This is a genomic window from Sphingomonas cynarae (assembly GCF_039537815.1).
GTDB lineage: Bacteria > Pseudomonadota > Alphaproteobacteria > Sphingomonadales > Sphingomonadaceae > Sphingomonas > Sphingomonas cynarae.
Genome location: NZ_BAABBF010000006.1, coordinates 1 through 26,251, shown reverse-complemented (window position 1 = coordinate 26,251; position 26,251 = coordinate 1). Strand labels below are relative to the sequence as shown.

Genomic DNA, 26,251 nt, shown 5'->3' with positions numbered 1-26,251 from the left:
GGCTTCCTTCTTCGATTTAAAGCGTCAGGCCGGCGACGGGATCAAGCCCCGCCATGATGTTCAGGTTCTGCACCGCCGCACCTGCCGCACCCTTGCCGAGATTGTCATAGGTGGCGATCAGCCGTGCCTGCCCGTTGTCCGGATTGCCAAAGACACGCAGCGTCATGCGGTCGCTGGCGGCATCTTCCTCGATCCGTACCGCGGCGATGTCGTCCGTCGCGGCGACGCGGACGACGGGGGTATCCCGGTACGCCTCGCGCAGCACATCCTCCACGGCCGCCAGACTGGGCTGGCCGGGCAAGGCGTGAAGCGCCAGCCCGATTTCCCCCAGCATCCCGCGATACACATTGGCGACCGCGGGCAGGAAGATCGGCGGCTGGGCGAGGCCGCCATGCATCCGCATTTCCGCCAGATGCTTGTGCGACAGGCCAAGGCCGTATGCGCGGAAGCCGGTGGCGTTCCCGCCTTCGAACTCGGCGATCATCGCCTTGCCGCCGCCCGAATAGCCGGAGGCACCCGAATAGACGAGCGGCCAGTCGGCAGGCACCAGCCCGGCCCGGACCAACGGGCGGACCAGCGCCAGAAAGCCGCTGGGCCAGCAACCCGGATTGCTGACGAACCGGGCTCCGGCGATCCGGGCCGCCTGATCCGGCTCCAGTTCAGGCAAGCCATAGGTCCAGCCGTCGGCGACCCGGTGCGCGCTCGACGCGTCGACGACGCGGGTGGCGGGATTGCGGATTAAGGCCACCGCTTCCCGCGCGGCATCGTCGGGCAGGCAGAGGATGACGATGTCGGCGTCGTTGAGCGCCTCACTCCGCGCCGCGGCGTCCTTGCGGCGCGCCTCGTCGATCGCGATGACGGCGATCCCGTCACGGCCGGCGATACGATCGCGGATTTCCAACCCGGTGGTGCCGGCGGCGCCGTCGACGAAGATGGAGACGGTCATGCCGGCAGCACCGCATCGACCGCGGTCAGGCTGGCGGCGGGAATATATCCGACCAGCGTCAACGCAGGAGCCACGCCCCACGCCGCTTCGCCGATCAGGTCCAGCACCTCGAACAGGTCGCCGGCCGCCAAGGTCGCGAGTACCGCCGATCCCTGGTCGCGAGCCACGCGCAGATCGACTGCGGTGGCAATCCGCCGGGGCATCGGCGCGGCGTAATGCGGCGCGAAGACCCGGTCGGCGAGCCGGACATCGGCCAGATCGGATCGCACCGCATGAGTCGACGGATCGAAGACGATGGATCTTCCGGTTAGCGCGAACGCCTTACGCGACGGCGTGGCTGAGGCGGTTGCCGGAGTGAGGGCCGGGGGCAGGGGCGTCGCCGTCGCCGATGAATTGCCCGAACTCTTCAAGAAAATCTGCCCCTTCGGATGTACGCGCGACGAAGATATTGCGCTTGTCGCTGTCGTCGCGTTGCCGACGCAGATAGCCGAGCGTACCCAGCCTGTTCAAGGCGCGCGTTACGACAGGCTTTGATACGTTCAGCGCACGCGCCAGACCGCGGACGGTATGGGGGCCGGGCTTGAGATATACGAGCAGCAGCAGCGCCATTTGTCGGTTGGTCAGATCGGGTTCCCCGGATCTGACATAATCGACGAGGGCGCTCATCCAGCTGGACAGGGCATGGGGGTCGTGTGCGGGCACGGGGCTGGCTTCCGATCCTTGGTTCGTCCGGTGCGACGCCCGGTGGATCGAGCGTCGTTTCGCAGTCATAACGCCTTGACCGCAGCAGGTTTCCCGCCCCGTCCCGGCTTTTCGGGATGGCGTTAACCTGTATCTTCGCGGCGGGGCGGCAGGGGGGCGGATGCATGCCCGATGCGCGGCAGCGTCCGCGAGGTTGATCGCCGCCTTCCACTCGCCTATGTGCCGCGGCTGGTTCTCCCCGAAATTCTGGATCACCCCCGGCCCATGTTTGCCTTCCTGCTCGTCGTCCACGCCATCGTCGCCGCTGCCCTGGTGACGGTGATCCTGATGCAGCGATCCGAGGGTGGCGGGCTCGGCATGGGCGGTAGCCCCTCCGGCCTGATGTCCGCACGCGGCGCCGCCAACTTCCTCAGCCGGGCGACGTCGGTGCTGGCGAGCATTTTCGTCGTCTTCTCGATCGTGCTGGCGGTCTATGCCGCGACGCGCAAGGTCGAGTCGATCGACACGTCGCTGGCGCGCACGCCCGCGCCGCAGACCGCGCCCGCGCCGCAGGACAATGCCGTCCCCAACACGCCGGCGGACGGCACCGTCACCACCGGGGCCGGCAAGCCGGTGCAGGTCGGGCCGGGCAGCCCGGCCGACAATTCGTCGGTCCCGCTCGCCAATTAAGTTCCATTCGCCGCGTTAAAGGCACCTGCGCGGGTCGCGGGTGCTTGTCGCGCGTGCCCTATCCACGCTAGGCGATTCCTCCCATGGCACGGTACATATTCATCACCGGGGGCGTGGTCTCGTCGCTCGGCAAGGGCCTCATGGCGGCCTCCCTCGCGGCGCTGTTGCAGGCGCGTGGCTACAAGGTCCGGATCCGGAAGTTCGATCCCTATCTGAACGTCGATCCGGGCACGATGAGCCCCTATCAGCACGGCGAGGTCTATGTGACCGACGACGGGGCCGAAACCGATCTCGACCTGGGTCATTACGAGCGGTTCACGGGCGTTGCGGCGCACCAGTCGGACAACGTCACGTCGGGCCGGATCTATCATCAGGTCATCACGCGCGAGCGGCGCGGCGATTATCTGGGTGCGACCGTGCAGGTGATTCCGCACGTGACCGACGCGATCAAGGCGTTCGCGCGCGCCGACACCATCGACGAGAACGGCAAGGACCTCGATTTCGTGCTGTGCGAGATCGGCGGCACGGTCGGCGATATCGAGTCGCTGCCGTTCATCGAATCGATCCGGCAGTTGAAGAACGAACTGGGGCGCGGCCAGTCGATCTCGATCCATGTCACGCTGGTGCCCTATATCGCGGCGGCGGGCGAACTGAAGACCAAGCCGACCCAACATTCGGTGCGCGAGATCGCGGCGCTGGGCGTCGCGCCCGACGTGCTGGTATGCCGCTGCGAACAGCCGCTGCCGCCATCGGAACGCGCGAAGATCGCGCTGTTCTGCAACGTGCCGGCCAGTGCGGTGATCCCGGCGCTGGACGCCAAGAGCATCTATGCGGTGCCGCTGCAATATCATGCCGAGGGGCTGGACGAAGAGGTGCTGCGCGCCTTCGGGATCGAACCCGGTGCCGCGCCGGACCTGTCGCGCTGGTCGGAGATCGTCGACCGTCTGTTCAACCCGGAGGGCGAGGTGACGGTCGGCGTGGTCGGCAAATATGTCGGGCTGCAGGACGCGTACAAGTCGTTGAACGAGGCGCTGGTCCATGGCGGTATCGCCAACCGCGTGAAGGTGAACGTCCGCTGGATCGACGCCGAACTGTTCGAGGGCGACGATCATGCCGCGATCGCCGCGCATCTGGAGCCGTGCCACGCGATCCTCGTCCCCGGTGCGTTCGGCGAACGCGGCGCGGAGGGCAAGATCGCCAGCGTCCGTTTCGCCCGCGAGCGGCAGGTGCCGTATTTCGGCATCTGCTTCGGGATGCAGATGGCCTGTATCGAAGGCGCCCGCGATCTGGCGGGGATCGCCAATGCATCGTCGACCGAGTTCGGCCCGACCGACGAACCCGTCGTCGGCCTCATCACCGAATGGATGGGTCGCGACGGGCTGGAACAGCGCGAGGAGCAGGGAGACATGGGTGGCACGATGCGGCTCGGTGCCTATGATGCGACGCTGGCGGGCAATTCGGTGGTCGCCTCGATCTATGGCGGCACCGCGATCTCCGAACGGCATCGTCACCGCTACGAGGTGAACACGCATTACCGCGAGGCGCTGGAGCGGGGCGGGCTGGTGTTCAGCGGCATGTCGCCGGACGGGATGCTGCCGGAAATCGTCGAGCGCCCCGATCATCCGTGGTTCGTCGGCGTGCAGTTCCACCCGGAACTGAAGTCAAAGCCGTTCGACCCACACCCGCTGTTCGCCAGCTTCATCGGCGCGGCGGTGAAGCAGAGCCGGCTGGTCTGATAAAGGGAAGGGGCGTCCCAATCGTGACGATCGGGACGCCCCTGTCCGTCATGCTGCCTTGGCGGCGTCCACCTCCGGCGTCTGCGCCTCGACCGCCGCGAGGGGCGCGCCGGTCTTGATCGCGATGGTCTTGGGCTTCATCGCCTCGGGCACCTCGCGGACCAGATCGATCACCAGCAGGCCGTCGTTGAGCCGCGCATCCTCGACGAACACGAAGTCCGCGATCTCGAAGCGGCGCTCGAACGAGCGGTTGGCGATGCCGACGTGCAGGAACTGTGCGCCCGGCTGCTTGTCATCCTTGCGGCCGACGACGAGCAGCAGGTTCTGCTGCGCGGTGACCTCGATCTCGTCGCGGCCGAAGCCGGCCACCGCCAGCGTGATGCGATAGCGGTCGTCGCCGAGACGTTCGAGATTGAAGGGGGGGTAGTTTTCCGGGCCGCTGCTGCGGGCATTGGTTTCCAGCAGGTCGAACAACCGGTCGAAACCGATGGTCGAGCGGCGATAGGGGGTCAGGTCGATACGCATGTCAAATCCTCTGTCGAGCGAGTTGTCACAAGGCGCCCACCAGTGTGCGGCGCCGGTCGCACGGTCCGCTATCGGCCCCGTGCGACCGGCTATCTGGGTATGGCCGATACGGCTTCAAGAGGGTGATCCCGGAAAAATTCATCGCCCGTTTTCAACGGGATGAAGCTGACCTTTGCAGCAGGCAAGCCCGACTCCGATTGATAATCCCCCAATTGAATAGAGTTTAAGGAGAAAGGGGATTTGCCATGACGTCGACACTTGCCTTGCTACTGGCCCTTCAGGTCGCCGAACCGCAGGCCGGCGCGGTGCCAGCCGTCGAAGATCAGGCGGAGCCGACCGGACGCAGCGGCCCCGCCGCGACATCGGCGGGCGGCGATATCGTCGTTACCGCGCGTCGGCGGACGGAGACGGTGCAGAAGGTGCCGATCGCGATCTCGGTGATCGGCGGCACCGCGCTGGCGGAGACGGGGACGTATAATGTCAACCGACTGACGCAGTTGCAGCCGACGCTGCAATTCTATTCGACCAACCCGCGCAATTCCGCCGCCAATATCCGCGGGCTCGGCGCGCCGTTCGGGTTGACCAACGACGGGATCGAGCAGGGCGTCGGCATCTATGTCGATCAGGTCTATTACAGCCGGATCGCATCGGCGACGTTCGACTTCACCGATACCGAACGGATGGAGGTGCTGCGCGGACCGCAGGGTACGCTCTACGGCAAGAACACCACGGCCGGCGCGATCAACGTGACGACACGCAAACCCAGCTTCACGCCGGAGGCGCGGGTCGAGCTGACCGGCGGCAATCTCGATTTCTTTCAAGGCAAGGCGTCCGTTTCCGGCCCGCTGGTCGACGACAAGGTGGCGATCCGCCTGTCGACGTCGATCACCACGCGTCGCGGCACCATCTACAATGTCCGGCAGGACGAATATCAGAACAGCCAGGACAATCTGAGCCTGCGATCCCAAATCCTGTGGAAGGCATCGCCGAGCCTCGATCTGACGCTGTTCGCCGATTATAACCGGCAGAACCCGAACTGCTGCGTGCAATATTATGCCCGCACCGGCGCGACGCAACGGCCGGTGATCCGCCAGTATGCCGCCCTCGCCGCGGCGCAGGGCTATGTCGTGCCATCGACCAACGCGTTCGACCGGGTGACCGATGTCGATACCGATCTGCGCGCGAGACAGGAGCTGGGCGGGCTGTCGCTGCTCGCCAACTGGGATCTTGGCGGGGCGACGCTGACGTCGGTCAGCGCGTGGCGATTCTGGAATTGGAATCCATCGAACGACCGCGATTTCATCGGGTTGCCGGTCACCACCGTTTCCGCCAACCCGTCGCAGCAGCGGCAGGTGAGCCAGGAACTGCGGATCGCATCGAACGGCGACCGCGAGATCGATTATGTCGGCGGCCTGTTCTATTTTCGCCAGACGATCGATACGCAGGGGTTGCAGGTGCAGGGCCCGGCGGCCAGCGCCTTCCTGCTCAACCCGACCAGCACGGCCGGGCGCAACTCGGCGACACTGAACGGACTGACCGCACGCAACACGATCGGCTTCGTCAACACGTCCGCCGCGGTGTTCGGCAAGCTGACCTGGCATGCCGACGAACGGCTGTCGATCTCGCCGGGCCTGCGCGTCAATTACGACAAGAAGGACGGCTCCTATGTATCGGTCGTCACCAACGGCACGGGTAGCACCAACCTGACCGCCGACCAGCGCGGCGTGCTGGCGCCGCAAAGCTATCGGCCGCAGTTCGACAACTGGAACGTCTCGGGCGACCTGACCGTCGCCTACGACATCACCGACGATGTGCATTATTATGCCACTTATGCGCGCAGCTACAAATCGGGCGGCATCAACCTGTCGGGCCTGCCCAACGACCGGTTGGGCAACCCCGCCCTGTCGGTGGCGCAGGTAAAGCCCGAGAAGGTCAACCATTTCGAACTGGGCCTGAAGACGCAGTTCGCCGATCGCCGCGCGACGGTGAACTTCGCCGGCTTCTGGACGGAGATCGAGGACTATCAGGCCACCGTCACCAACAATCAGGTGGGCGTGCTGCGCGGTTACCTGGCCAATGCCGGCAAGGTCCGCACGCGCGGGCTGGAAATCGACAGCGCATTCCGCCCGGTCGACCGGTTGAACCTCTATGCCAACGCCGCCTTCACCGACGCGAAATATGTCCGCTTCGTCGATGCGCCGTGCCCGCCCGAACTGTCTGGCGGCACCGCATTGACGGCGGGACAACAGCCCGCGGCGGCCGGGACGCCCGGACCCAGCCCGGACAATTGCGACATCTCCGGCCAGTGGCTGCCTGGTGTGTCGAAATGGGCCTTCTCCTACGGCGCGGAATATGGCGTTCCTGCTCAGGTGGCGGGGCTCGAGGGCCGCTTCTATTTTGGCTATGACGGCAGCTACCGGTCCAAGTATTCGTCCAACCCGTCGCGGTCGGCCTACACGGATATCAAGGGCTATGCGCTGTCCAACTTCCGCCTCGGCTTTCGGGCGGAACGGAGCTGGAACGCGTTCCTCTGGCTGCGAAACGCGTTCAACAAGGATTATTACGAACTGCTCGCTACCCAGTCGGGCAGCACGGGCCTGATCGTCGGCCAGCCGGGCGATCCGCGCACCTATGGCCTTACCGTCTCGCGTAGCTTCTAACCAAGACAACGTATCAACATTCGATAGTGATATTCAAAAGGTGAATTGACCTGTCCTTTTCGCCGGGCATGATCGGGGAAAAGGAGAGCGGAATGCCTGACCATATCTCACCGATCGATCGACGCGGTTTCGTGGCGGGCGGTCTCGGCACCGTTGCCGGGCTTGCCCTGCCATCGTCGGTGGCAGGGGCCAGGGCAGTGGCCGGGCGCCCGCGCCCCTATCTGCTCGGGGCGGACATATCGTGGTTGCCCGAAGACGAGGCGGCGGGCGCGACCTATCGTTACGAGGGAAAGACATGGGACCTGCTCACGCTGTTGCGGCGGATCGGGTTCAACGCGATCAAGGTCCGTACCTTCGTCGATCCCGCCGCCGCCGGTGGCTATTCCGCCGATGCGCCGACGGCCCGATGGGCGGGACTGGAGCGGACGGTGGCACTGGGGCGGCGGGCAAAGGCGGCAGGGTTCGATTTCACGTTGAGCCTGCACTTCAGCGACGACTGGGCGGATCCCCAGAAGCAGGTGAAGCCCGCCGCCTGGGCAACGATGTCGCCGGTCGCCCTGGCCGCCGCGGTCGAGGCGTACAGCCGGCGCACGGTCGCCGCGCTCGTCGCGGCGGGGGCGACCCCGGACATGGTCGTCGTCGGCAACGAGACGACGTTCGGCATGATGTGGCCGGAGGGACGGGTACCGCTGACCCGGCCGACCGGTAATCCGGTGACGGACAAGACGCATCTCGATCCCGGTCGGGTCGGTGGGTTCGACGGCTTCGCGGCGTTACTGAAGGCGGGGATCGCCGGGGCACGCGCGGCTGCGCCGGGAACCCGGATCGTGCTGCACAATCACCTTGGCCGGCATTGGCCGATCCTGCGCGACTGGGCCGACGCGCTCCGTGCCCGCGATGTGCGGTTCGATGCGATCGGTTTATCCTGCTACCAGCAGGCGGCGGAGGGTGATTGGGCGCGCAGCTTCACCGAATTCTGCCGCCGCTATCCCGATCTCGGGCTGCTCGTCGCCGAATATTCCAGCCGCAAGCGATATGTGAACGATCTGGTCCACGATCTGCCCAACGGACAGGGCTGGGGCAGCTTCATCTGGGAACCGACCCGTCATCAGGAAGCCATCTTCGATCGCGGTGGCCGCAACGCCGGCGAGGGGCCACGCCCCAACCTGATCGCTCAGGGGCTGAATTCGGCCGAGGCCCCCGGCGATGGTGTACCCGCAACGCAACGTCGCCGCACCTACGGCGTCGGCGGACAATATGAGGGTAACGAGTTCCTCGCCTTGTATCGCCGGATCGCCAGCGATTACGGACTACGCTGATCGGCAGATCATGACAGCGGGTAGGGGCCCTTGCCGCCATCGGCGATGAAGCGATCGACCCGCGCATCGACCATCGGCAACGGCACCGATCCCAGCAACAGCATGGCATCGTGGAAAGCGCGGATATCGAACTTCGTACCCAGCGCCTTCTCCGCCTTCGCCCGTCCGGCGAGGAAGGTCAGTTCGCCCATATAATAACTGAGGGCCTGTCCCGGCCACGAAATATATCGATCGACCTCGGTCGTGATCTCGTGATCGGAAAGGGCAGTGTTGTCGTGCAGGAAGGCCTGCGCCCGTTCGCGCGACCAGCCCTTGGCATGGACGCCGGTGTCAACCACCAGTCGGGCCGCGCGCCACATCTGGTAGCTGAGCATCCCGAACGTCTCATAGGGGGTGTGATACAGCCCCATCTCCTCGCCCAGCGCCTCGCAATATAGCGCCCAGCCCTCGCCATAGGCGGAGATATAGGTGTTGCGGCGATAGGCAGGTAGGTCGTCCAGTTCCGCGGAGAACGACATCTGCCACGCATGGCCGGGCGCGCTTTCGTGCAGCGTCAGCGCGGGCAGCGAGTAGAGCGGGCGTGCCGGCAGGTTCCAGGTGTTGACCAGATAGACGCCGGAACCGCCGCGACCGGCAGTGTAATAAGGGGCGATTTCCGCCGGGACCGGTTCGATCGCGAAGCGCCCGCGGGGCAGGCGGCCAAACCAGCGGGACGCCTTGCCGTCGAATTCCTTGGCGGTCCAGGCCGCCCGATCGAGCAGCGCCTGCGGTGTCTTCACGTAGAATTGCGGGTCGGTCCGCAGGAAGGTGAGGAAACCGGCGAGATCGCCCTGCCATGCCACCTGCTTCATCACCTCGCCCATCCGGGTGCGGATTCTGGCGACCTCGGCCAGGCCGATCGCATGGATCTGGTCGGCCGACTGGTCGCGGGTGACGTATTCGGCGATCTTGGAGGCGTAATAGGCGCGACCATCCGGCAGATCATAGGCTGCCAGTCCGGTCCGGGCAGCGGGGATGTATTCGTCACGCAGGAAGGCAAGCAGCGATGCATGGGCGGGGACCACCGCACCGGCGATCACCCGTAACGCTTCGGCGCGCAGCGCCGCCTGCGTCGCGACCGGGATGGTGGCGGGCATCGTCCTGAACGGCGCGTAGAAGGTGGAGGTGTCGCCGCCGGCCTTCGCCACCGCGGCGACGCCGACATCGCGGCCTTGCAGCGTCACCCGTGGCGGGGTGAAGCCACGCTTCAGCCCGGCGCGCATATTCGCGACATTCTGGTCGAAATAGCGCGGCACTTCGGCGAGGGTACGGAGATAGCCGCGATAATCCTCCTCGGTCCGATAGGTCGAGCGGGTGAGGTAGCCGAGGTCGCCCCAGAAGCTGCTATCGGCGTTCAACGGCTTTTCGTACTCGCGGAACCGCTGCTCGGCGAGCAGCGCCGCCACTTGACCACGATAGACGGTGTAGTTGTCACGCGTCGCCGGCGACAGCGTGCCCGGATCGATCGCGGCGAGCGCCGCCAGCGTTTCGGTCCACCGCTTCGTCTTGATCGCCTGCATCGCGGGGCCGACATCAGGCAGGCCGCGACGCTGGTTTCGTGGGGTGTTCTCATCGGTACCCGACAGCGATCGACGCCACCGGTATTCCGCCGTCGCCAGCGCATCGAACCGCGCATCGGCACTGGTGGCGGTGGTGGCGGCGGCCGGCGCCTGCGCGATGGCGGGCAGGGGGGCAAGCGCGGACAGCAGGAGCACCGGAAGCAGTTTCATGGGGATATCCTTCATGGGACAGATCAACCAAGCCCCTCACCGGTTTCGATAATTTCGACGGGATCGCCGATCCGCACCTTGCCCAGGCGTTCGGGGACCGCGTTCTGGCCGAACATGATTCCTGCCGTGGTGGCATGGCCCATCGCGCGCAACGTCGGCAGGGGTTCGTTGCCCTCCAGCCGCTCGCCGGTATCCGGCTGCTGCGTCACGACGATGCAGCGCGCGCATGGGAGGGCGAGGCGTAATTCGACATCGCCGATCCTGATCCGCCGCCAGCGATCCTCCGCCCATGGCGTTGCCCCCGCGATCACCAGATTGGGGCGGAACCGCGCCATCGGTACCGCCACCGCCAAACGGTCGTTCAGCGCGGCAAGCGAAGCCTCGGTCGTCACCAGCAGCGGAAACCCGTCGGCGAGGCTGACATGCTCGCCCGGACGGGCATGGGCGGTGGCGATGGGACGGCGGCGCGGATCGTGCTGCCACGCCAGTCGGGCAGGCCGGTCGAGGATCGCGGCGAGGAAGCCGTCCGCCTGCGGGTTGCCGAGCCGGACCGGCAGTTCGTCCTTCCACACACGACCATCGATCACGGGCGCAGTAGCATCAGGGGTGGTCACGCGACAATCGCCATGGTCGGGGTGGCGGAGGATCAGGCCGTCCACCGTGGTTTCCACGGACATGGCGGCCATCGCGGGCACCTGTCGCCGGGTGATGAAGCGTCCGTCGGGATCAACCAGCATCCACCGGCGGTCGCCGGTCAGCCCGCACGGCTCGAGCGTCGCCTCGTCGACCGCATGGCCGCGCAGGCTTTTGACGGGATAGGTGAACAGGCCGGCAAGCTGCATCATCGCGCCATCATGCCCGATCCCCTTTCACCCGACCAGACCGTCATGGTCGGTAACGCAGTCCCAGCCACAGGGTGCGCGGCGTGGCGCGTTCGACGATATCGGCGCCGCTGATCCCCGCCTCGACCCTTGCATCGGTCAGGTTCTCCGCGCGGCCCTCGATCACGAGGGCGGCATTCAGCGGGATCGCGACATAGGCGTCGACCGTCGTGGCGGGGGCCAGCGTCCGGCGATTCTGGTCGTCTTCGAACTGCCGGGCGACATGGCGCAGGGTGACGGCGGCGGCAGCTCCGCGATAGCGGCCGTCGATCGTCGCCGACACCTGATCGCGGGGCGTTTGCGCCGGGCGCAGTCCGTCGAGCGGGGCGGCGGCACCGTCCGCCCGCATCCGCGCATCGACATGCGACCACGATGCGCGCAATCCGACCGGGCCGGGGCGCCACGTCGCATCCACCTCCAGCCCGTTCGAGCGGATGCCGTCCAGATTGGCACGGACGCGGTATACGCCGCCCGCCGCCACGAAGCCGACCAGCGGGAAGGTGCCGGGGCCGGTGCCGGCGGTGACGTTGGCGATCGCGTCGTCCATCACGTTGTGAAACCAGGTCGCGGCGATGCTGGTCGATCCGGTCGGCGTAATGGTGATGCCGCCTTCCACCCCGGACAGGCGCTCCGGTGACAGGGTGGCGTCGGCGGCGGTCGCATCCGCCCCTACCCGGAACGGGCGATAGAGTTCGTTTAGCGTCGGCAGTCGCCAGCCGCGATAGGCGGCGGTGCGCAGCGTCACCGGTCCCGCGATCTGCCAGGCGAGGCCGACTCGCCCGGTCGCCTCCGTGCCACTTCGATCCGTGAAGGACAGGTTGGTGATTGCGGCGCCGGTCGCCAGCGTCTGTTCGCGCAGGAAGCCGCCGGCGATCCGCCACCGGTCGATCCGGCCGCCGAGCGACAGGATGAGCGCCCCCGCCTCGACGCTGCCGTCCGCGAACAGGCCACCGGTCACGTTGTGCCCGCCCGCAACGCGGCGGCGGGTCGGGCTGCCGGCCACGAAGGTGAAGTTCTCCTGCGTGCGTCCCGCCACGCGGCGCAGATCCGCCCCTAGCCGCAGCCGGATCGCCTCGCCCAACGGCGGCGCCACCTCCACCCGCGCGCCGAGGCCAGTGGCGGGGGTGTTGTACTGGTCCAGCGTCTGCGTCGCGGTCGTCCGGGCGGCGTTCACACTGGCGAAGCTGGAGGCGAAGGCGCGGCTCTGGACATAGCCGAGCGCCGACCAGCCCCAGCGGCCACGGCCAACCAGGCGCAGGCTGGCATCCGCGCCCTCCGACCGGTTGGCGGTGAACGGCGTACCGCGATCGCGCGTGTCGGTGAAGGCAGCGACGTTCGCCTGCAACTCGGTTTGCGGCGCCAGCGCGACGACGGTACGCAGCGCGCCGGATGCCTGTTCATAGGGGGCAGGCCGATCGACCGGCCCCCGGTTTGCCGCGACGATCGGGGTGAACCCGTCGCCGCGCGTATAGGCGCCCGACAGCACCGCGAACCCGCCCGGCCGGACCAGCGCCGCCGATGCCTGCGCATCGATCGAATCGCGGCTGCCATAGGCCATGCGGCCGACCAGCGGCGTGAGTTGGTCGGGCGTCGCGCTGTCCAGTTCGATCGTTCCCGCCAGGGCACCCGGACCATAGAAGCCGCTGCCGCCGCCACGCGTCACGCGGATGCGGCCTATCCGATCGGTGGCATAGGCGGGAAAGGCCACCCAGCCGCCGAACGGATCCGCCTGCGGCACTCCGTCGAGGATCAGCAGCGCCCGGCTGGCGGCGTTGCCGCCAAGGCCGCGCAGGGTGATGCCCTGGCTGGTCGGATTGGCCGTGCGGCTGTCCGACCGGCGGAACTGCTGGAGCCCGGCGACATCGGCAAGGACGCTTTCGAGCCGGTTCGCGGCATTGGCCTCGATCCGCGTGCGATCGATCTCGATGACATCGAACGCGCGATCGCCGGGCCGGTCGGCCAGACCACGGCCTGTAACGATGATCTCCGGCGGCGGCGTGTCGGGTGGCGTCTGCGCAAGCGCCCCGGCGGAACAGGAGGTCAGCAGGAGGAGCGCGGCACGAAAATCGATCATGCTCCGGCGCTTAGGGGAGGATGGGGTAGGGATGAAGGGCCTGTCAGTCGATCCGTCGAAACGGCTTGCTGAGGAAACGGGAGCCGCCAAGCCCGAAGCGCCACGGCTCGGCGGCGGCGCGGGTGATGCCGATGCGGGGACCGACCTGAAGGTCTGGCTCCCCCGTCCGTGGCAGCAGCGTGAAAGGCGGGGCGTCGAGCGGCTGGCCGTCGAGCGCGGCGGTGATGCCCAGCGCCTGGCACAGCCGGCCCGGCCCCGCGCATAGCAGGCGTGGATCGGCGGTGCCGCGCCGCGTCGCCATGATCGCCAGTCCCTCGACCGGCTCGATCGCGCGCAGCAGCACCGCCGCACCGGGTTCGCGACCGCCGACGATGTTCATGCACCAGTGCAGGCCATAGCTGCGATAGACATAGGCGCGGCCGGGCGGGCCGAACATCGTGGCGGTACGCGGGGTGATCCCGGCATGGCTGTGCGAGGCGGCATCCCCGGCGTGATACGCCTCCGTCTCGACGATCGTGCCACCGACCCCGTCCACGAACAGCCGGCACCCGATCAGCGCACGGGCGAGATCGAGGACGGGGCGATCATAGAATGCAGGTGATATCGCCTGCGCGGCAGGGGGCGGCATCGCGGTGCTAGTCGACGTTGCCCGCTCCCGCCACGGCACGCGCCACCATGATCTCCGGTGCTTCGCCCGCCGGCGTGCGGTAGCGTTCCCGGATACCGGCGGTCACCGCCTCGACGCCGCTTTCGGGCATCAGCGCGACGACCGCGCCGCCGAAACCGCCGCCGGTCATGCGTGCACCACCCTGACCGTCGCACAGCGTCGCGATCAGGTCGTGCGCGGTGGCGGCGAGTTCGTCGACCTTGGGAACGGTGACCTGGAAATCGTCGCGCATCGACGCGTGGCTGTCGGCCATCAGTCGACCCATCGTGCGCAGGTCGTCCGATGCCAGCGCCTCGGCGGCCGCGATCACGCGATCGTCCTCGGTCACGACGTGGCGGGCGCGGGCCAGCACGTCGCCGGTCAGCCCGGCCGCGGCGATCATGTCCAGCGTCGCATCGCGCAGCTTCGGGACGCCGAGGATACGGGCGGCTTCCTCGCATTCGGCGCGGCGGCGGTTGTAATGCCCCTCTACCAGACCACGGACGACGCCCGAATGGATGATGACGATTGCGGTGCCGGCGGGGATCGGGATCGCCCGCGTGTCCAGCGAGCGGCAGTCGATCAGCAGCGCGGCATCGGCGACGCTGGCGGCCGAGGCGAGCTGGTCCATCACCCCGCATTTCATGCCGACGAAATCATTCTCGGCGGTCTGTGCCTGCACGGCGATCTTCGTCGCGTCGGGCGTCTCGCCCAGCACGGCAAGCATCGCATGGCCGACCGCCACCTCCAGCGAGGCGGACGACGACAGTCCCGCCCCGCGCGGAATGTCGCCGACGATGGCGAGGTCGGCGCCGCGCAGCGTGCGGCCTTCCTTCACCAGCGTCGCGATCATCGCGCGCACATAATCGCGCCAGCCGCCATCGGGGGCATGCTCGATCGGCTGGGCGACGTCGAATTCGTCCTGCTCGTTAGCGAATTCGATCGCGACGACACGGACGGTCGTATCGGGGCGCGCGCGCCACGCGATCCGCGTTTCGACGGGGATCGCGCAGGGCAGGACGAAACCATCGTTATAGTCGGTATGCTCGCCGATGATGTTGACGCGGCCAGGCGCGCGGACGACGCCGTCGGGCGATCCGTCGAAGGCAGCGGCGAAGCCGGCGGACAGGCGGGCGGCGAGGTCGGTCATGCACGTTTCTCCAATAGGGGGCTTGCCGCGCGCAGCCGTTCGGCGGCCTGCTCGGGCGTTAGGTCGCGCTGGGGTTCGCCCAGCATCTCGAACCCGACCATGAACTTGCGCACCGTCGCCGACCGCAGCAGGGGCGGGAAGACATGCGCGTGCAGCCGCCATGGTGCGGTGTCTGCGGTGCCGTGCGGGCAGCCGTGCCACCCGAAGGAATAGGGAAAACTGGTCGCGAACAGATTGTCGTACCGCGCCATCAGCCGGCCGAGCAGGCTGGCCAGCGCATCGCGCGCCGCATCCGACAGATCCTCCATCCGCACGACGGGATCGCGCGCGATGATCAGCGTCTCGAACGGCCATGCCGCCCACCATGGCACGATCGCGAGCCAATGATCGTTCGACTCCACCTCGCGCTCGCCGCCGGCCTCCCGCTCGGCGACGGCATCGAGCAGGACGGTGCCGTGTTCGGCCAGCCAGGCGCGCTGGCCCTCGTCTTCACGCGCGACATGGGCGGGGACGAAATCGCCGGCCCATACCTGACCGTGAGGATGTGGGCTGGAACACCCCATCATCGCGCCCTTGTTCTCGAAGAGCTGGACATGCGCCCAGCGGGCGCCGAGTTCGGCAGACTGATCGGCCCAGGTGTCGACGATCACCCGGCGTTCGGCGTTGGTCAGTTCGGGTAGGGTCCGTGAATGGTCGGGGGAGAAACAGATCACCCGCGCCTCGCCACTGGCGCCCTGCGCCGGAAACAGCGGGTCGTCGGCCGGGGCGGGCGTATCCGGCAACAGGGCGGCGAAGTCGTTGGGGAAGACGAAGGTGCTGGCGTAATCCGGATTGCGTTCGCCGCCCGTGCGCACATTGCCGGGGCAGAGATAGCAGTTCGGATCGTAGGTCGGCCCGCGTGGGGGGGCGGGCGGGGCCTCTTCGCCCTGCCATGGCCGCTTGGCGCGATGGGGCGAAACCAGCACCCATTCGCCGGTCAGCAAGTTTTGCCGCCGGTGCGGATGATCGGATGCGTCGAATGTCATACAAAACCCCTCCGCCCGCCCACTACGCGTTGACCGCGCGGCCTGCAATTCCTAGCCGTGTCGAAATCATCACGAGGAACAGCCATGCCCTATCAGCCCGATACCCAACGATATGACGGGCGGATGCCGTATCGCAGGTGCGGGCGCAGCGGCCTTGACCTGCCGGCCATCTCGCTGGGGCTGTGGCAGAATTTCGGCGGGCAGGACGTGTTCGAGACGGGGCGGGCGCTGCTGCGCCGCGCGTTCGACCGCGGGGTGACGCATTTCGATCTCGCGAACAATTACGGCCCGCCCTACGGCTCGGCGGAGGAGAATTTCGGGCGCTGGATGGCGCAGGATTTCGCGCCCTATCGCGACGAACTGCTGATCTCGTCCAAGGCGGGGTATGACATGTGGCCGGGGCCTTATGGCGGGCCGTCGGGCAGCCGCAAATATGTGATCGCCAGTGCAGAGCAGAGCCTGAAGCGGATGGGGCTCGATTATGTCGACATCTTCTATTCGCACCGCATGGATGCGACCACCCCGCTGGAGGAAACCGCCGGCGCGTTGGCGCATCTGCACCGGCAGGGCAAGGCGCTGTATGTCGGCGTATCCAACTATACGCCCGATGCGACGGCGCGGATCGCGGCGATCCTGGCGGAGGAACGCATTCCCCTGCTGATCCATCAGCCGCGCTATTCGATGCTGGAACGCACGATCGAGAAGGGGCTGCTTGATACGCTGGAGCAGACCGGCAGCGGCTGCATCGTGTTCTCGCCGCTGGCACAGGGACTGCTGACGGACAAATATCTGGACGGCGGCGCACCGGCGGCAGGCACGCGGCTGGCCAAGGCGCGCACGCTGACACCCGACCGGCTGACCGATGCGGTGCTGGACAAGCTGCGGGGGCTGAACACGATCGCGCAGGCCCGCGGGCAAAGTCTGGCGCAGATGGCGGTGGCATGGGTGCTGCGCGATCCCCGCGTCACCTCCGCCCTAATCGGCGCGCGTACCTTGGAACAGCTCGATCAGTTGCTGGATGCCGTCAATGCTCCTGCACTGACCACCGACGAACTAGCTGCCATCAATGCGTTACTCGGCTAACGATTGCAAATCTTGCATCCATGATAGCGTTAAATGCAATTGATTGCGATAATGGGTCGGCCTAACAGGATCAGGCCTTTCAGGCATCCTCTCCTAAAAACTTTCATGACCGGGTTTCGACCCGGTCTTTTTTTGTCCGCGTCAGATCGGCTGGTGGAGATCGACCAGCGACAGGGCGGCGACCGTGGTCGCGTCCTTGATCCGGCCGGTGCGGATCATGTCGATCACTTCGGCCCGCGGAAAGGCACGAGTGACGAGACCCTGTTCCTCAACCTCCAGCGCGGTTTCAGTGCGGGTCAGATCTTCTGCAAGGAAGACGTGATAACCCTGGTTGGCGAAGCCGGCGGCGAGGAACAGATGGCCCAGATGCACCATCCGCCCGGCAACCAGCCCGGTTTCCTCGCGCAATTCACCTCTGGCGAGATCGATCGGATCGGCCTCGGGCGCCTGTTCCCATGCGCCTTGCGGCAATTCCCAGTAACGACCGCCGACCGGATAGCGATATTGTTCGACCAGATGAAGTGATCCGTCCGCTTCGACCGGGACGATTACTGCGAAATCGGGTTTCTCGATGACGCCGTAGATGCCCCGCGATCCGTCCGCGCGCTGCACCTCGTCCTCGCGGACCTGAAGCCAGCGGTTGCGATAAGCGATGCGGGAGCCGATCGTCGTGATCTCGGGCGGGGTATCGGTCATGGCGTCGCTCCGGTGGGGGGAAGGGAAAGCGTGGCGGCAGCCTCCGGCGCGTCGCGCAGGTGAACCGGGACCGGGCCGCCGCGGGGGGGCGGGGAAAAGGTGAGACGGTCGCCCGTGAATCCCTCGGGCACCATCCGGTCAGCGACACCGGCGAGCAGAAACAGGTTGCGACCCGTGAGCGTGCAGACCTCGGAACAGGCCAGCGCAGTCAGCGTCGGCTCCCTTACCAACGTCGCCAAAGGTTGCCAGTCGCCGGCGATATCGCCCTGCACCGGACGAAACCGCAGCGGCCCCGCCGCCGAGGCGCCGAGCGCGGTGGCGGGCGTGATCGCAGCAACCCCGACCTGCGCATCCTGCAGCGTCACGGCGACCGTGGCGCTCGCATCGTCGCTGCCGAGCTCGATCCGGTCTGCGGCGGTGAACCGCGTCGTCCCGGTGGCGCGGAACGAAAAGGTGAGCCGGTCGCCCGCCGCGACTACACCCTCCGGCAGCGTGATCGATACGGGGGTGGGCGGGGACGCCGGCGTCACGCTGCGCGTCAGCAACGTCGCGGCCGGCCGGGCCGGCGCGACACGCAGCCGGGTAGCCACGGTGCGGCCATCGGTCAGCGTGACGGTCGCACTCCGCGTCTCGCCCGCCGCCAGCGACAGCGGTGCCGCCGCCGTCATCGTCAGCCGGTCGCCGCCGTCGACCCGCGCCAGCGCACCCGGCGTGAAGACGGTGCCTTCGACCGTCAGCGATGCGACCGTGTCGAGCCGCGCCCCCGCCAGCGTTCCGGCCCGATCGCCGGCATGAAGCGTCAACCCATCGATCCGTCCGGCTTCGGTATAGGCTCGCAGCGGCAGGTCGATCGGGTCGGCCGCGCCGTATCGACCGATCCGCAGCGTGACCGCTCCCGGCGGTACATCGGCAAGCGGCAGCTTGGCCGACACGCGGTTCGCCCCGCGCGCCTCCCACGTCACGGCGCGGACACCACCACCGGGCAGGCGCAGCTCCATCGCCTCGATGCAGGCGGAAGCCGCGCCCGTCAGTTCGACCGCGTTGTCACGACCTGCGACCAGGGTCGTTTCATCCCCGGCACGCCATGTGCCGTCCTGCGGACTTTGCAGGCGGAAGCGGGGGCCGTCGAACGGTGTGAAGCCCCATCGTCCATGCAGCCGCCCGGTTAGTTCCTGTTCGAACGCGATCGATCGCGGCACCGGTTCCCGGACGACGAAGCCGCCGCGTTCGGCATCGGCGACCACCGGCAGGTCCACTTCCCGTCCGTCGCGCCCCGCGACACGAAGCGCCATGTCGCGGGCATAGCGGGTCGCATAGATCAGCGGCGCTCCCTCGACCGGCAGCACCAGCCCCGGTCGGGCCAGGCACTGCGCCACCGCGGGCGATGTCGCCCGTAACGGCGGCAACGAGGCGGGGCCGACCGGCGGCAGCGCCGCGACGATCACCGATTGCGGCCGATTGAACGAGGGGGCTGCATTCAGCAGCAGGGCCAGCCGATCGCCGTCATGCGTGTTGAGCGCCGGGATATATTGATAACTGGCGGTGCGGAATGCGCCGAGGATGCGGGCGACGTCGCGGATCACGCCGATATAGGGGCTGTAATAACCCGCTCCGCCCTGCGGCGTCGCGCTCAACTGAAAGGCGAGGTCGGTGGGCGTGCCGGTCAGCGCCTCCGCCATCGTGCTGCTATGCCCGTCGCTCAGTACCAGCGCCTCGCGACCACCGGTCAGGCAACCGGCCTGAAGTTCGGCGGGGCGGGTCAGGCATTCCGCTTTCAGCTGGATCGCCAGACTGCGCGCGAGGGCGGGCGACGCTTCCTCCAGCCGGGTGCCGCCTTCGGCATCGCGCCGATTGACGCCGGTGACATAGGCATCGAGCCGGGCGCGATCGAGCGCCGCCTGATTGAGGTCCTGCGACGCGCGCACGAACGCGCCGGGCCGGCCGCGTACTGCCCCGGTCAGCGTGCCGAAATCACCGCCGGTTTCCGGTGCGAGGAAGGCGATGGCCTGTTGCGCGCCGGCGGGTACCTTGATGCGCAGGTCGCGCTGCTTCTTCTTCCAGGTTTCGGCGCGAAAGAACCATTTCTTGGGTGGCGGATTGGTGGCGCCGCGCAGGAAGCCGACGACGAGCAGATAATGCGCGGACTGATCGGCCGGCAGGTCCGCGCGGACCAGCATCTCGTCCCCCGCCGCCAGATCGGGCACCTGCGCGATCGGCAGCGTCACGCCTGCGCGGGTCACCGTCACCGTCAGGCGCGGGCCGGCGAGGTCGAATGCCGCGACCTCGGCCGGGGCGGACAGGGGAGTCAGGACACAGGCGGCCGCGGTCGCCACGCCTGCCGCCACACTGGCGATCGTTCGGGTCATCGCCCTGCCTTACCCCGTGGAACCACCGCCGCAAGTCCTGCCGGGACTTGCCGCCGCCCGCCCGCAGCGCGATAGGGCGGGGATGGCCAAGCAGCGCGTGGATCAGATGCTCGTCGATCGGGGTCTCGTCGAATCGCGTGCGCGGGCACAGGCCCTCGTCATGGCCGGGCTGGTGTTCGCGGGCACGCGCAAGGTCGACAAGCCCGGCCAGCAACTGCCCGACGATACGGCGCTCGACGTGCGCGGCCGGGACCATCCCTGGGTATCGCGTGGCGGTATCAAGCTGGCACACGGGCTGGATCATTTCGGCTGGAACGTGGCCGGTGCAGTCGCGATCGATGTCGGATCGTCGACCGGCGGCTTCACCGACGTGCTGCTTCAGCATGGCGCGGCACGCGTCTATGCGGTCGACAGCGGCACCAACCAGCTTGCATGGTCGCTGCGGCAGGACGAGCGGGTGATTGTCCACGAGCAGACCAGCGCCCGCATCCTGACGCCAACCCACATTCCCGAGCCCGTTGATCTGATCGTTTGCGATGCCAGCTTCATCGGCCTGGCCAAGGTGTTGGAGAGGCCATTGTCGTTCACACGGGCCGATGCGCGGCTGTGCGCGCTGGTGAAGCCGCAGTTCGAGGCGGGGCGCGGTGAGGTGGGCAAGGGCGGGGTGGTCCGGGACCCCGCCATCCATGCCCGCGTCTGCGATGATGTCGCCGCCTGGCTGACCGGACAGGGCTGGACGGTCGCGGGCATCACCCCCAGCCCGATCACCGGGCCAGAGGGCAATGTCGAATTCCTGATCGCGGCGGCACGCGGCGACGGCCCGGCCGGGGAACGATAGCCGGGCGCAGGATTTGGGCCGGTATGGCCATTCGATCGACCCGGACCGCTTCCCTGTTGCGCTGGAGCGCGATCACCGTGCCGTTGGTGCTGCTGCTCGGTTTCGCTTCGGGCATGTCGGCGCCAGCAGGGCGCGGCAACGCCTGGTACATGGCGCTTTCCCGCCCCGCGCAGACGCCGCCCGACTGGGTGTTCCCGGTGGCCTGGACGACGATCTATGTCCTGCTCGGCCTCGCGCTGGCGATCGTTCTTGCCGCACGCCCGGCACCCGGCCGCGGGTGGGCGACGGGGTTGTTCATGGTCGGATTCGGCCTGTCGCTGGCGTGGATGCCGCTGTTCTTCGGCGCCCATCTGGTATCGGCGGCGGTCTGGCTGATCGCCGCGATGCTGGTGATGGGCATCGCCACCACCTTCGCGTTCGCACGCGTGCGGCGGCTGGCGGCATGGCTGATGGTGCCGTATCTGGTCTGGATCAGTTTCGCCGGGGTACTGACATGGCGTATCGACCGGCTGAACCCGGCGGCGGAAACCCTTGTGCCCCCGCCCGTCACGTCCCAAATGTCGTGACGACGCGTTCCATCGCCCCTGGGGATATCAGCATGCAATCCGAAAATCGCTTCTTCGATGATTTCGCCAAGCTCGTGAACGGTGCCGCGGGCACCGTGGCCGGCATGGGCCGGGAGGCGGAAGCCAGCGCGCGATCGCGTGCGCGGGAATGGATCGGCGGCCTCGATTTCGTCAGCCGCGAGGAATTCGACGCGGTAAAGGCGATGGCCGCCGCCGCGCGGGACGAGGCTGATATGCTGCGTGCCCGTCTCGACGCGCTGGAGGCGAAGGCCAGCAATCCGTTGCCGACCGTCTGACAGGGATTGCACGGGATCGTGTCGGCCTTTGCCAGCCGGCTCGCCCCGTGCGACTAGACATTGATGCTCGACCAGACCGAACACGACGATGACGATGCCGCCCCGATCGACATGCTTGAGGCCTATTATGCCGCGCACGGCTGGGACCATGAGCGACAGGACGAGGAGATCGTCGCCTCGGTGAAGGGTAGCTGGGCGACCTATGAGTTGCGCGCGCTCTGGCGGGAGGATGACAGCGTCCTCCAGTTCCTGGCGTTTCCCGATATCAAGGTACCCGAGGATCGGCGCGCATCGATCTACGAGACGATCGGTCTCGTCAACGAACAACTGTGGATCGGCCATTTCGAGTTATGGTCCTCCACGGGCGTCCTGTTGTTCCGCCACGCCGCGATGATCGACGGTGACGATGACCGGACGATGACGCTGGGCGGTGCCGAACTACTGGTCGAATCGGCGATCGAGGAATGCGAGCGCTTCTATCCGGTGTTCCAGTTCGTGTTGTGGGGCGGAAAGAGCCCGCGGGATGCGCTTGCCGCCGCACTGGTCGAAACGCAGGGTGAAGCATGAATGCCGCCGCGATGCCCGTTGGGCCGCTCTGGATGATCGGATGCGGTAACATGGGTGGTGCGATGTTGCACCGCTGGCTGGCAGCCGGGCTTGACCCGGCGACGGTCATGGTGGTGACGCGTACCCGACGCGGCGTGCCGGATGGCGTGCGATCGGTCACCTCGATCCCCACGGACGAACGTCCGGCGACCCTGATCCTTGCGGTGAAACCCCAGCAACTGGATGTGATCGCGCCCCTGCTTGCCGATGTGCGTCCTGCGCTGCTGATATCAATTCTTGCGGGCGTCGAGGTGGCGGCGCTGGCGCGGCGGATCGAGGCGGCGGCCATCGTCCGGGCGATGCCCAATTTGCCGGTAGCGATCGGTCAGGGCGTTACCGCGTTATATACGCCAACGAGCGATGCCGATGTTCGGCGGACCGCAGAGGCTCTGGCGGCGGTACTGGGGCATGTCGAATGGGTGGCCGGTGAAGGATCGTTCGATGCCGTGACGGCGCTGGCCGGCTGTGGGCCGGGCTTCGTCTTCCGCTTCGCCGATGCGCTGGCGGTGGCGGGAGCAGCATTGGGTCTGCCCGAGGAACAGGCACGGCGACTGGCGCTGGCGACGCTGGCCGGATCGTCGGCGATGGCGGTGACGGCGGACGTGCCGCCGGCGGTGCTGGCAGACCGCGTCGCCAGCCCCGGCGGATCGACGCGCGAAGGGCTGAATATCCTCGATGCCGATCGCGCGCTGGAGCGGCTGCTGGCCGAAACACTCGCGGCATCCGCCCGGCGTAACGGCGAAATGGCAGCGGCGGCGCGAGACTGATAATCAATCCCGCGCTGCTGTGCCATCGCTGGCCTAGCGGCGCAGACCCTCGACCTGCGGCATCGCCTCTTCCGGGATCATGCCTTCCAGTACCGCCCAATAGCCGGCAACCGCCGCCGGCCCGGCATGAGTGTATGCCGCCGAGATTTTCTGCTTCCAGGCATCGAACAATTCGCCTTCCAGCTTTCTGCCCGCATCGGTCAATCGGAGCAGGCGCTGGCGCCGGTCGCGCTCTCCGGCGCGATTCTCTACCAGATCGCGCTCCGTCAGTTCGTTGAGCACGCGTCCAAGTGACTGTTTGGTAATGGCAAGCAACGACAACAGCTCGCTGACGGTCAGATCGGGTTTCCTGCTGATGAAATATAGGGCACGATGATGGGCACGACCCAGTCCTTGTCTCGCCAGATCGCGATCGATCGAGCGATTCAGGTGGCTGTGGCCAAAATACAGGAGTTCCAGGCCGCGGCGCAATTCGGGCTCGCGGAGGAACTGGGCGGGGGGAAGAGGTGCTGAGACAGCCATGTTGACCCGTCTAAGCCGCACTCCTACGCGTCCGCAACCCCATGAGATAAGAGAACGATACGAAATGTCTGCCCCTGCGCCCGCCGCCTTCCGCCACGATCCCCATGCTGCCCCGGTCGAAGCGGCGGAGCGGGCCAAGCGATTGATCGATCCGGGTTTCGGACGCGTCTTTACCGATCACATGGCGGTGATCCGCTATTCCGATCAGGCAGGGTGGCATGATGCGCATATCACCGCGCGGGCGCCGCTGCCGATCGATCCTGCCTCGTCGGTCCTGCATTACGCGCAGGAGATATTCGAGGGGATGAAGGCGTATCGGCTGGCCGATGGCGGCACCGCTTTGTTTCGGCCGCAGGCGAACGCAGCGCGGTTCCGTGATTCGGCACGGCGGATGGCGATGGCGGAATTGCCCGACGACCTGTTCATCGAATCGATCGAGCGGCTGGTCGCGGCGGACAGCGACTGGATTCCGGAAGGCGACGGGGCGCTCTACCTGCGGCCGTTCATGATCGCGTCGGAGGTGTTCCTGGGCGTGAAGCCGTCGGCGGAATATATCTACATGGTCATCGCCTCGTCCGTCGGCGCCTATTGGAAGGGCGGGGTGCGTGCGATCACGGTGTGGGTCAGCCGGGATCATACCCGTGCCGCACTGGGCGGTACAGGTGCGGCCAAGTGCGGCGGCAATTATGCCGCCAGCCTGATCGCACAGAAACAGGCGATTGCGCATGGCTGCGATCAGGTCGTCTTCCTCGATGCGGTGGAGCGGCGCTGGGTGGAGGAACTGGGGGGCATGAACCTGTTCTTCGTGTTCGCCGATGGCAGCCTGCAGACGCCACCGCTGACTGGTACGATCCTGCCCGGCATCACCCGCGATTCGCTGCTGACACTGGCGCGCGACGCTGGCCTGACTGTGCGCGAGGAGCCCTATGCGATAGACCAGTGGCGCGCCGACGCGCAGAGCGGCCGATTGGTCGAGGCGTTCGCCTGCGGCACGGCGGCGGTGGTGACCCCGGTGGGCCGCATCGCGGATCGTGACGGCGACTTCACGATCGGCGACGGTACCGGTGGCCCGGTGACCGACCGACTTCATCAATCGCTGGTCGCGATCCAGCGTGGTACGGCACCCGATCCCCATGGTTGGTTGCATCGGTTGTAAACGGTCTTCCCAACCACGCGGGCTGCGCTATAAGCCCGCGCTCTGCTGGGGCGTCGCCAAGTGGTAAGGCAGCGGCTTTTGGTGCCGCCATCCGCAGGTTCGAATCCTGCCGCCCCAGCCAAGTCATTGGAAATTCCAGCCAATGACATGCTAAGTATCTGACAAAAATGGTTGGCCATGACGGTCGGCTCACTGGCGCGCGTGATTGTGCCAATACGCTGGCCGGGAAGGCCTCGGCTTTGGATTCTCCCCGGCACGTTTACCGGCACGTTTACCGGCATGAGCGACCTGTATTGGCTGACGAACGAGCGGATGTAGCAACTGCGGCGGTTCTTTCCGAAAAGCCATGGCAAGCCGCGCGTTGATGACCGCCGGGTGTTGAGCGGCATTGTGTTCATCAATCGAAACGGGCTGCGCTGGCGGAATGCGCCGAATGACTATGGTCCTCGTAAGCCTGTGCTAGGGACGCTGTATAACCGGTGAACGCGCCAGGCCGAGGCAGGCGGGGGCACGCGGATGATGGAAGGGCTGGCCGGAGTGGATGCTGATCCGAAGGCCGTCATGATCGATGCGACCTATCCGGAGGCGCACGGCACCGCGTCTGTGGGTAAAAAGGGAAATCCTGGATCGGCGGCACGCAACGAGTCGGTCGGATACAACAAGCGGCGCTATTGGTGACTTAGTCGCAACATAGGCCGTTTCGAGGGAATGGCTGAAGCGGCTAAAGCAGCCAATCCGCGTCCATGACTGCGCGACTGCTTTCGGGAAGGGGCAAGGGCAGTGTGCATGTTCGTTTCCGGGTCGTCTTGTTGTTGCAGGTGAACAGCGATCAAGGAGCGTCGTCGCCAGGACGATACACCCGTTCGATATGACCGGCGAACTCATCGGGGTGGAAGTAGACCGGCCGAAGACGACCGGTGGCGTATCGGTCGATCTGGTCGGCGAAATGCGGTGAGGCAGGATCGCCGCTCTGCCCACCCGCCATGACGGCCATGGCTCTCACGCGGGGGCCGAACTCGACCACGGCGACGAAGCTGTTCCCGCTGGTGCCATAATAGCGCTTCGTTCCCGGCCACGTCTTGGCACCGAACGAGGCGAGGCTGCCCCATTGCGCCGAGGTGAAGGGCACCGGCGTCGACGGCTTCGCGTCGTCGAAGTGCGGTCGGATGGCACCGTCGAGCCGCTGGAAGCGGTTGATCGCGTTCCATGGCGTATTCCAGCTGCCGAAATCGCGCGTCAGTTGCCCGACCGCC

Annotated in this window: 25 protein-coding genes, 1 tRNA gene and 1 pseudogene; 13 read left to right on the top strand and 14 right to left on the bottom strand. The window is 66.9% G+C overall.

Going from position 1 to position 26,251, the window contains the following annotated elements; genetic code table 11:
- Nucleotides 1-16: 16 nt before the first annotated feature.
- Genes argC through ABD719_RS13120 form a run of 3 tightly spaced genes read right to left on the bottom strand, consistent with a single transcriptional unit; the run spans nt 17 to nt 1,612 of the window.
- Complete coding sequence (argC, locus tag ABD719_RS13130) at nt 17-946, bottom strand: N-acetyl-gamma-glutamyl-phosphate reductase (protein ID WP_344693844.1); 930 nt, start codon at nt 944-946, stop codon at nt 17-19.
- Nucleotides 943-1,215: an SH3 domain-containing protein gene (locus ABD719_RS13125; protein ID WP_344693843.1), complete on the bottom strand. Its 273-nt coding sequence runs from the start codon at nt 1,213-1,215 to the stop codon at nt 943-945. The genes argC and ABD719_RS13125 overlap by 4 nt, the downstream gene beginning before the upstream one ends.
- A 52-nt stretch (nt 1,216-1,267) precedes the next feature.
- Nucleotides 1,268-1,612 carry a MarR family transcriptional regulator gene (locus ABD719_RS13120; protein WP_344693842.1) on the bottom strand — a complete coding sequence of 115 codons (345 nt, stop codon included), beginning with the start codon at nt 1,610-1,612 and terminating at the stop codon, nt 1,268-1,270.
- A 300-nt stretch (nt 1,613-1,912) separates the two neighbouring features.
- Between ABD719_RS13120 and secG the strand changes: the two genes are divergently transcribed.
- Both secG and pyrG read left to right on the top strand, forming a co-directional pair.
- A complete protein-coding gene (secG, locus tag ABD719_RS13115; RefSeq protein WP_344694022.1) occupies nt 1,913-2,317 on the top strand; it encodes a preprotein translocase subunit SecG in 405 nt (134 codons plus the stop codon).
- A gap of 83 nt (nt 2,318-2,400) precedes the next feature.
- Nucleotides 2,401-4,053, top strand: a complete 1,653-nt coding sequence (pyrG, locus tag ABD719_RS13110) for a CTP synthase (RefSeq protein WP_344693841.1) — start codon at nt 2,401-2,403, stop codon at nt 4,051-4,053.
- Between the two features lie 48 nt (nt 4,054-4,101).
- Here pyrG and ABD719_RS13105 read toward each other — a convergent pair whose 3' ends face one another.
- A complete protein-coding gene (locus tag ABD719_RS13105; protein WP_344693840.1) occupies nt 4,102-4,578 on the bottom strand; it encodes an Hsp20 family protein in 477 nt (158 codons plus the stop codon).
- Nucleotides 4,579-4,823: 245 nt separating this feature from the next.
- Here ABD719_RS13105 and ABD719_RS13100 point away from each other — a divergent pair, with 245 nt between their 5' ends.
- Both ABD719_RS13100 and ABD719_RS13095 read left to right on the top strand, forming a co-directional pair.
- The gene (locus ABD719_RS13100) at nt 4,824-7,238 is read left to right on the top strand and encodes a TonB-dependent receptor (protein ID WP_344693839.1); all 2,415 of its coding nucleotides are present in this window, start codon (nt 4,824-4,826) and stop codon (nt 7,236-7,238) included.
- A gap of 92 nt (nt 7,239-7,330) precedes the next feature.
- Nucleotides 7,331-8,557 carry a glycosyl hydrolase 53 family protein gene (locus ABD719_RS13095; protein WP_344693837.1) on the top strand — a complete coding sequence of 409 codons (1,227 nt, stop codon included), beginning with the start codon at nt 7,331-7,333 and terminating at the stop codon, nt 8,555-8,557.
- 8 nt (nt 8,558-8,565) lie between these two features.
- On the opposite strand, the gene ABD719_RS13090 is transcribed toward ABD719_RS13095, so the two are convergent.
- From ABD719_RS13090 to ABD719_RS13065, 6 genes are read right to left on the bottom strand one after another with little or no spacing between them, the layout of a single operon-like run.
- The gene (locus ABD719_RS13090) at nt 8,566-10,326 is read right to left on the bottom strand and encodes a DUF885 domain-containing protein (protein WP_344693836.1); all 1,761 of its coding nucleotides are present in this window, start codon (nt 10,324-10,326) and stop codon (nt 8,566-8,568) included.
- A 23-nt stretch (nt 10,327-10,349) separates the two neighbouring features.
- Nucleotides 10,350-11,171 (bottom strand): MOSC domain-containing protein, encoded by an 822-nt coding sequence (locus ABD719_RS13085; protein ID WP_344693835.1) that lies wholly within the window; start codon nt 11,169-11,171, stop codon nt 10,350-10,352.
- A 40-nt stretch (nt 11,172-11,211) separates the two neighbouring features.
- A complete protein-coding gene (locus tag ABD719_RS13080; protein WP_344693834.1) occupies nt 11,212-13,281 on the bottom strand; it encodes a TonB-dependent receptor in 2,070 nt (689 codons plus the stop codon).
- Nucleotides 13,282-13,324: 43 nt separating this feature from the next.
- Entirely contained in the window at nt 13,325-13,909 is a 585-nt protein-coding gene (locus ABD719_RS13075; RefSeq protein WP_344693833.1) for a DNA-3-methyladenine glycosylase, read from the bottom strand.
- Between the two features lie 7 nt (nt 13,910-13,916).
- Nucleotides 13,917-15,077: a galactokinase gene (galK, locus tag ABD719_RS13070; protein WP_344693832.1), complete on the bottom strand. Its 1,161-nt coding sequence runs from the start codon at nt 15,075-15,077 to the stop codon at nt 13,917-13,919.
- Entirely contained in the window at nt 15,074-16,102 is a 1,029-nt protein-coding gene (locus ABD719_RS13065) for a UDP-glucose--hexose-1-phosphate uridylyltransferase (RefSeq protein WP_344693831.1), read from the bottom strand. Before ABD719_RS13065 ends, galK begins: the two co-directional genes overlap by 4 nt.
- Nucleotides 16,103-16,186: 84 nt before the next feature.
- On the opposite strand from ABD719_RS13065, the gene mgrA reads away from it, so the two are divergent.
- The gene (gene mgrA / locus ABD719_RS13060; RefSeq protein ID WP_344693830.1) at nt 16,187-17,185 is read left to right on the top strand and encodes an L-glyceraldehyde 3-phosphate reductase; all 999 of its coding nucleotides are present in this window, start codon (nt 16,187-16,189) and stop codon (nt 17,183-17,185) included.
- A 141-nt stretch (nt 17,186-17,326) separates the two neighbouring features.
- Here the strand turns inward: mgrA and ABD719_RS13055 are convergent, their stop codons facing one another.
- Nucleotides 17,327-17,881, bottom strand: a complete 555-nt coding sequence (locus ABD719_RS13055; protein WP_344693829.1) for an NUDIX domain-containing protein — start codon at nt 17,879-17,881, stop codon at nt 17,327-17,329.
- Entirely contained in the window at nt 17,878-20,247 is a 2,370-nt protein-coding gene (locus ABD719_RS13050; RefSeq protein ID WP_344693828.1) for a hypothetical protein, read from the bottom strand. The genes ABD719_RS13055 and ABD719_RS13050 overlap by 4 nt, the downstream gene beginning before the upstream one ends.
- Before the next feature lie 82 nt (nt 20,248-20,329).
- Between ABD719_RS13050 and ABD719_RS13045 the strand changes: the two genes are divergently transcribed.
- The 5 genes from ABD719_RS13045 (at nt 20,330) to ABD719_RS13025 (ending at nt 23,320) form a co-directional block, all read left to right on the top strand.
- Entirely contained in the window at nt 20,330-21,085 is a 756-nt protein-coding gene (locus ABD719_RS13045; RefSeq protein WP_344693827.1) for a TlyA family RNA methyltransferase, read from the top strand.
- Nucleotides 21,086-21,108: 23 nt separating this feature from the next.
- Nucleotides 21,109-21,651 carry a TspO/MBR family protein gene (locus ABD719_RS13040; protein WP_344693826.1) on the top strand — a complete coding sequence of 181 codons (543 nt, stop codon included), beginning with the start codon at nt 21,109-21,111 and terminating at the stop codon, nt 21,649-21,651.
- 32 nt (nt 21,652-21,683) lie between these two features.
- Nucleotides 21,684-21,947 (top strand): accessory factor UbiK family protein, encoded by a 264-nt coding sequence (locus ABD719_RS13035; protein ID WP_344693825.1) that lies wholly within the window; start codon nt 21,684-21,686, stop codon nt 21,945-21,947.
- Nucleotides 21,948-22,010: 63 nt separating this feature from the next.
- Nucleotides 22,011-22,514 (top strand): type III secretion system chaperone family protein, encoded by a 504-nt coding sequence (locus ABD719_RS13030; RefSeq protein ID WP_344693824.1) that lies wholly within the window; start codon nt 22,011-22,013, stop codon nt 22,512-22,514.
- An 11-nt stretch (nt 22,515-22,525) separates the two neighbouring features.
- Nucleotides 22,526-23,320, top strand: coding sequence for a pyrroline-5-carboxylate reductase family protein (locus ABD719_RS13025; RefSeq protein ID WP_425567177.1), 795 nt, complete (start codon nt 22,526-22,528; stop codon nt 23,318-23,320).
- Between the two features lie 33 nt (nt 23,321-23,353).
- Here the strand turns inward: ABD719_RS13025 and ABD719_RS13020 are convergent, their stop codons facing one another.
- Entirely contained in the window at nt 23,354-23,842 is a 489-nt protein-coding gene (locus tag ABD719_RS13020) for a MarR family winged helix-turn-helix transcriptional regulator (RefSeq protein ID WP_344693822.1), read from the bottom strand.
- 64 nt (nt 23,843-23,906) lie between these two features.
- On the opposite strand from ABD719_RS13020, the gene ABD719_RS13015 reads away from it, so the two are divergent.
- From ABD719_RS13015 to ABD719_RS13005, 3 genes and pseudogenes are all read left to right on the top strand, one after another.
- Nucleotides 23,907-24,998, top strand: a complete 1,092-nt coding sequence (locus ABD719_RS13015; RefSeq protein ID WP_344693821.1) for a branched-chain amino acid aminotransferase — start codon at nt 23,907-23,909, stop codon at nt 24,996-24,998.
- Nucleotides 24,999-25,044: 46 nt separating this feature from the next.
- Nucleotides 25,045-25,119: transfer RNA gene (locus ABD719_RS13010), tRNA-Gln, on the top strand.
- A 200-nt stretch (nt 25,120-25,319) separates the two neighbouring features.
- A pseudogene (locus ABD719_RS13005) lies at nt 25,320-25,601 on the top strand (transposase); the annotation flags it as partial.
- 226 nt (nt 25,602-25,827) lie between these two features.
- On the opposite strand, the gene ABD719_RS13000 reads toward ABD719_RS13005, so the two are convergent.
- Nucleotides 25,828-26,251, bottom strand: a 424-nt coding sequence (locus ABD719_RS13000) for a penicillin acylase family protein (protein WP_344693820.1), incomplete at its 5' end; no start/stop codon positions are given.

What these genes read in the sequence shown, in the direction of transcription:
- argC (WP_344693844.1), bottom strand. Translation starts at nt 946, where the DNA reads ATGACCGTCTCCATCTTCGTCGACGGCGCCGCCGGCACCACCGGGTTG.
- ABD719_RS13120 (WP_344693842.1), bottom strand. Translation starts at nt 1,612, where the DNA reads ATGAGCGCCCTCGTCGATTATGTCAGATCCGGGGAACCCGATCTGACC.
- secG (WP_344694022.1), top strand. Translation starts at nt 1,913, where the DNA reads ATGTTTGCCTTCCTGCTCGTCGTCCACGCCATCGTCGCCGCTGCCCTG.
- pyrG (WP_344693841.1), top strand. Translation starts at nt 2,401, where the DNA reads ATGGCACGGTACATATTCATCACCGGGGGCGTGGTCTCGTCGCTCGGC.
- ABD719_RS13105 (WP_344693840.1), bottom strand. Translation starts at nt 4,578, where the DNA reads ATGCGTATCGACCTGACCCCCTATCGCCGCTCGACCATCGGTTTCGAC.
- ABD719_RS13100 (WP_344693839.1), top strand. Translation starts at nt 4,824, where the DNA reads ATGACGTCGACACTTGCCTTGCTACTGGCCCTTCAGGTCGCCGAACCG.
- ABD719_RS13095 (WP_344693837.1), top strand. Translation starts at nt 7,331, where the DNA reads ATGCCTGACCATATCTCACCGATCGATCGACGCGGTTTCGTGGCGGGC.
- ABD719_RS13090 (WP_344693836.1), bottom strand. Translation starts at nt 10,326, where the DNA reads ATGAAACTGCTTCCGGTGCTCCTGCTGTCCGCGCTTGCCCCCCTGCCC.
- ABD719_RS13085 (WP_344693835.1), bottom strand. Translation starts at nt 11,171, where the DNA reads ATGATGCAGCTTGCCGGCCTGTTCACCTATCCCGTCAAAAGCCTGCGC.
- ABD719_RS13080 (WP_344693834.1), bottom strand. Translation starts at nt 13,281, where the DNA reads ATGATCGATTTTCGTGCCGCGCTCCTCCTGCTGACCTCCTGTTCCGCC.
- ABD719_RS13075 (WP_344693833.1), bottom strand. Translation starts at nt 13,909, where the DNA reads ATGCCGCCCCCTGCCGCGCAGGCGATATCACCTGCATTCTATGATCGC.
- galK (WP_344693832.1), bottom strand. Translation starts at nt 15,077, where the DNA reads ATGACCGACCTCGCCGCCCGCCTGTCCGCCGGCTTCGCCGCTGCCTTC.
- ABD719_RS13065 (WP_344693831.1), bottom strand. Translation starts at nt 16,102, where the DNA reads ATGACATTCGACGCATCCGATCATCCGCACCGGCGGCAAAACTTGCTG.
- mgrA (WP_344693830.1), top strand. Translation starts at nt 16,187, where the DNA reads ATGCCCTATCAGCCCGATACCCAACGATATGACGGGCGGATGCCGTAT.
- ABD719_RS13055 (WP_344693829.1), bottom strand. Translation starts at nt 17,881, where the DNA reads ATGACCGATACCCCGCCCGAGATCACGACGATCGGCTCCCGCATCGCT.
- ABD719_RS13050 (WP_344693828.1), bottom strand. Translation starts at nt 20,247, where the DNA reads ATGACCCGAACGATCGCCAGTGTGGCGGCAGGCGTGGCGACCGCGGCC.
- ABD719_RS13045 (WP_344693827.1), top strand. Translation starts at nt 20,330, where the DNA reads ATGGCCAAGCAGCGCGTGGATCAGATGCTCGTCGATCGGGGTCTCGTC.
- ABD719_RS13040 (WP_344693826.1), top strand. Translation starts at nt 21,109, where the DNA reads ATGGCCATTCGATCGACCCGGACCGCTTCCCTGTTGCGCTGGAGCGCG.
- ABD719_RS13035 (WP_344693825.1), top strand. Translation starts at nt 21,684, where the DNA reads ATGCAATCCGAAAATCGCTTCTTCGATGATTTCGCCAAGCTCGTGAAC.
- ABD719_RS13030 (WP_344693824.1), top strand. Translation starts at nt 22,011, where the DNA reads ATGCTCGACCAGACCGAACACGACGATGACGATGCCGCCCCGATCGAC.
- ABD719_RS13025 (WP_425567177.1), top strand. Translation starts at nt 22,526, where the DNA reads ATGCCCGTTGGGCCGCTCTGGATGATCGGATGCGGTAACATGGGTGGT.
- ABD719_RS13020 (WP_344693822.1), bottom strand. Translation starts at nt 23,842, where the DNA reads ATGGCTGTCTCAGCACCTCTTCCCCCCGCCCAGTTCCTCCGCGAGCCC.
- ABD719_RS13015 (WP_344693821.1), top strand. Translation starts at nt 23,907, where the DNA reads ATGTCTGCCCCTGCGCCCGCCGCCTTCCGCCACGATCCCCATGCTGCC.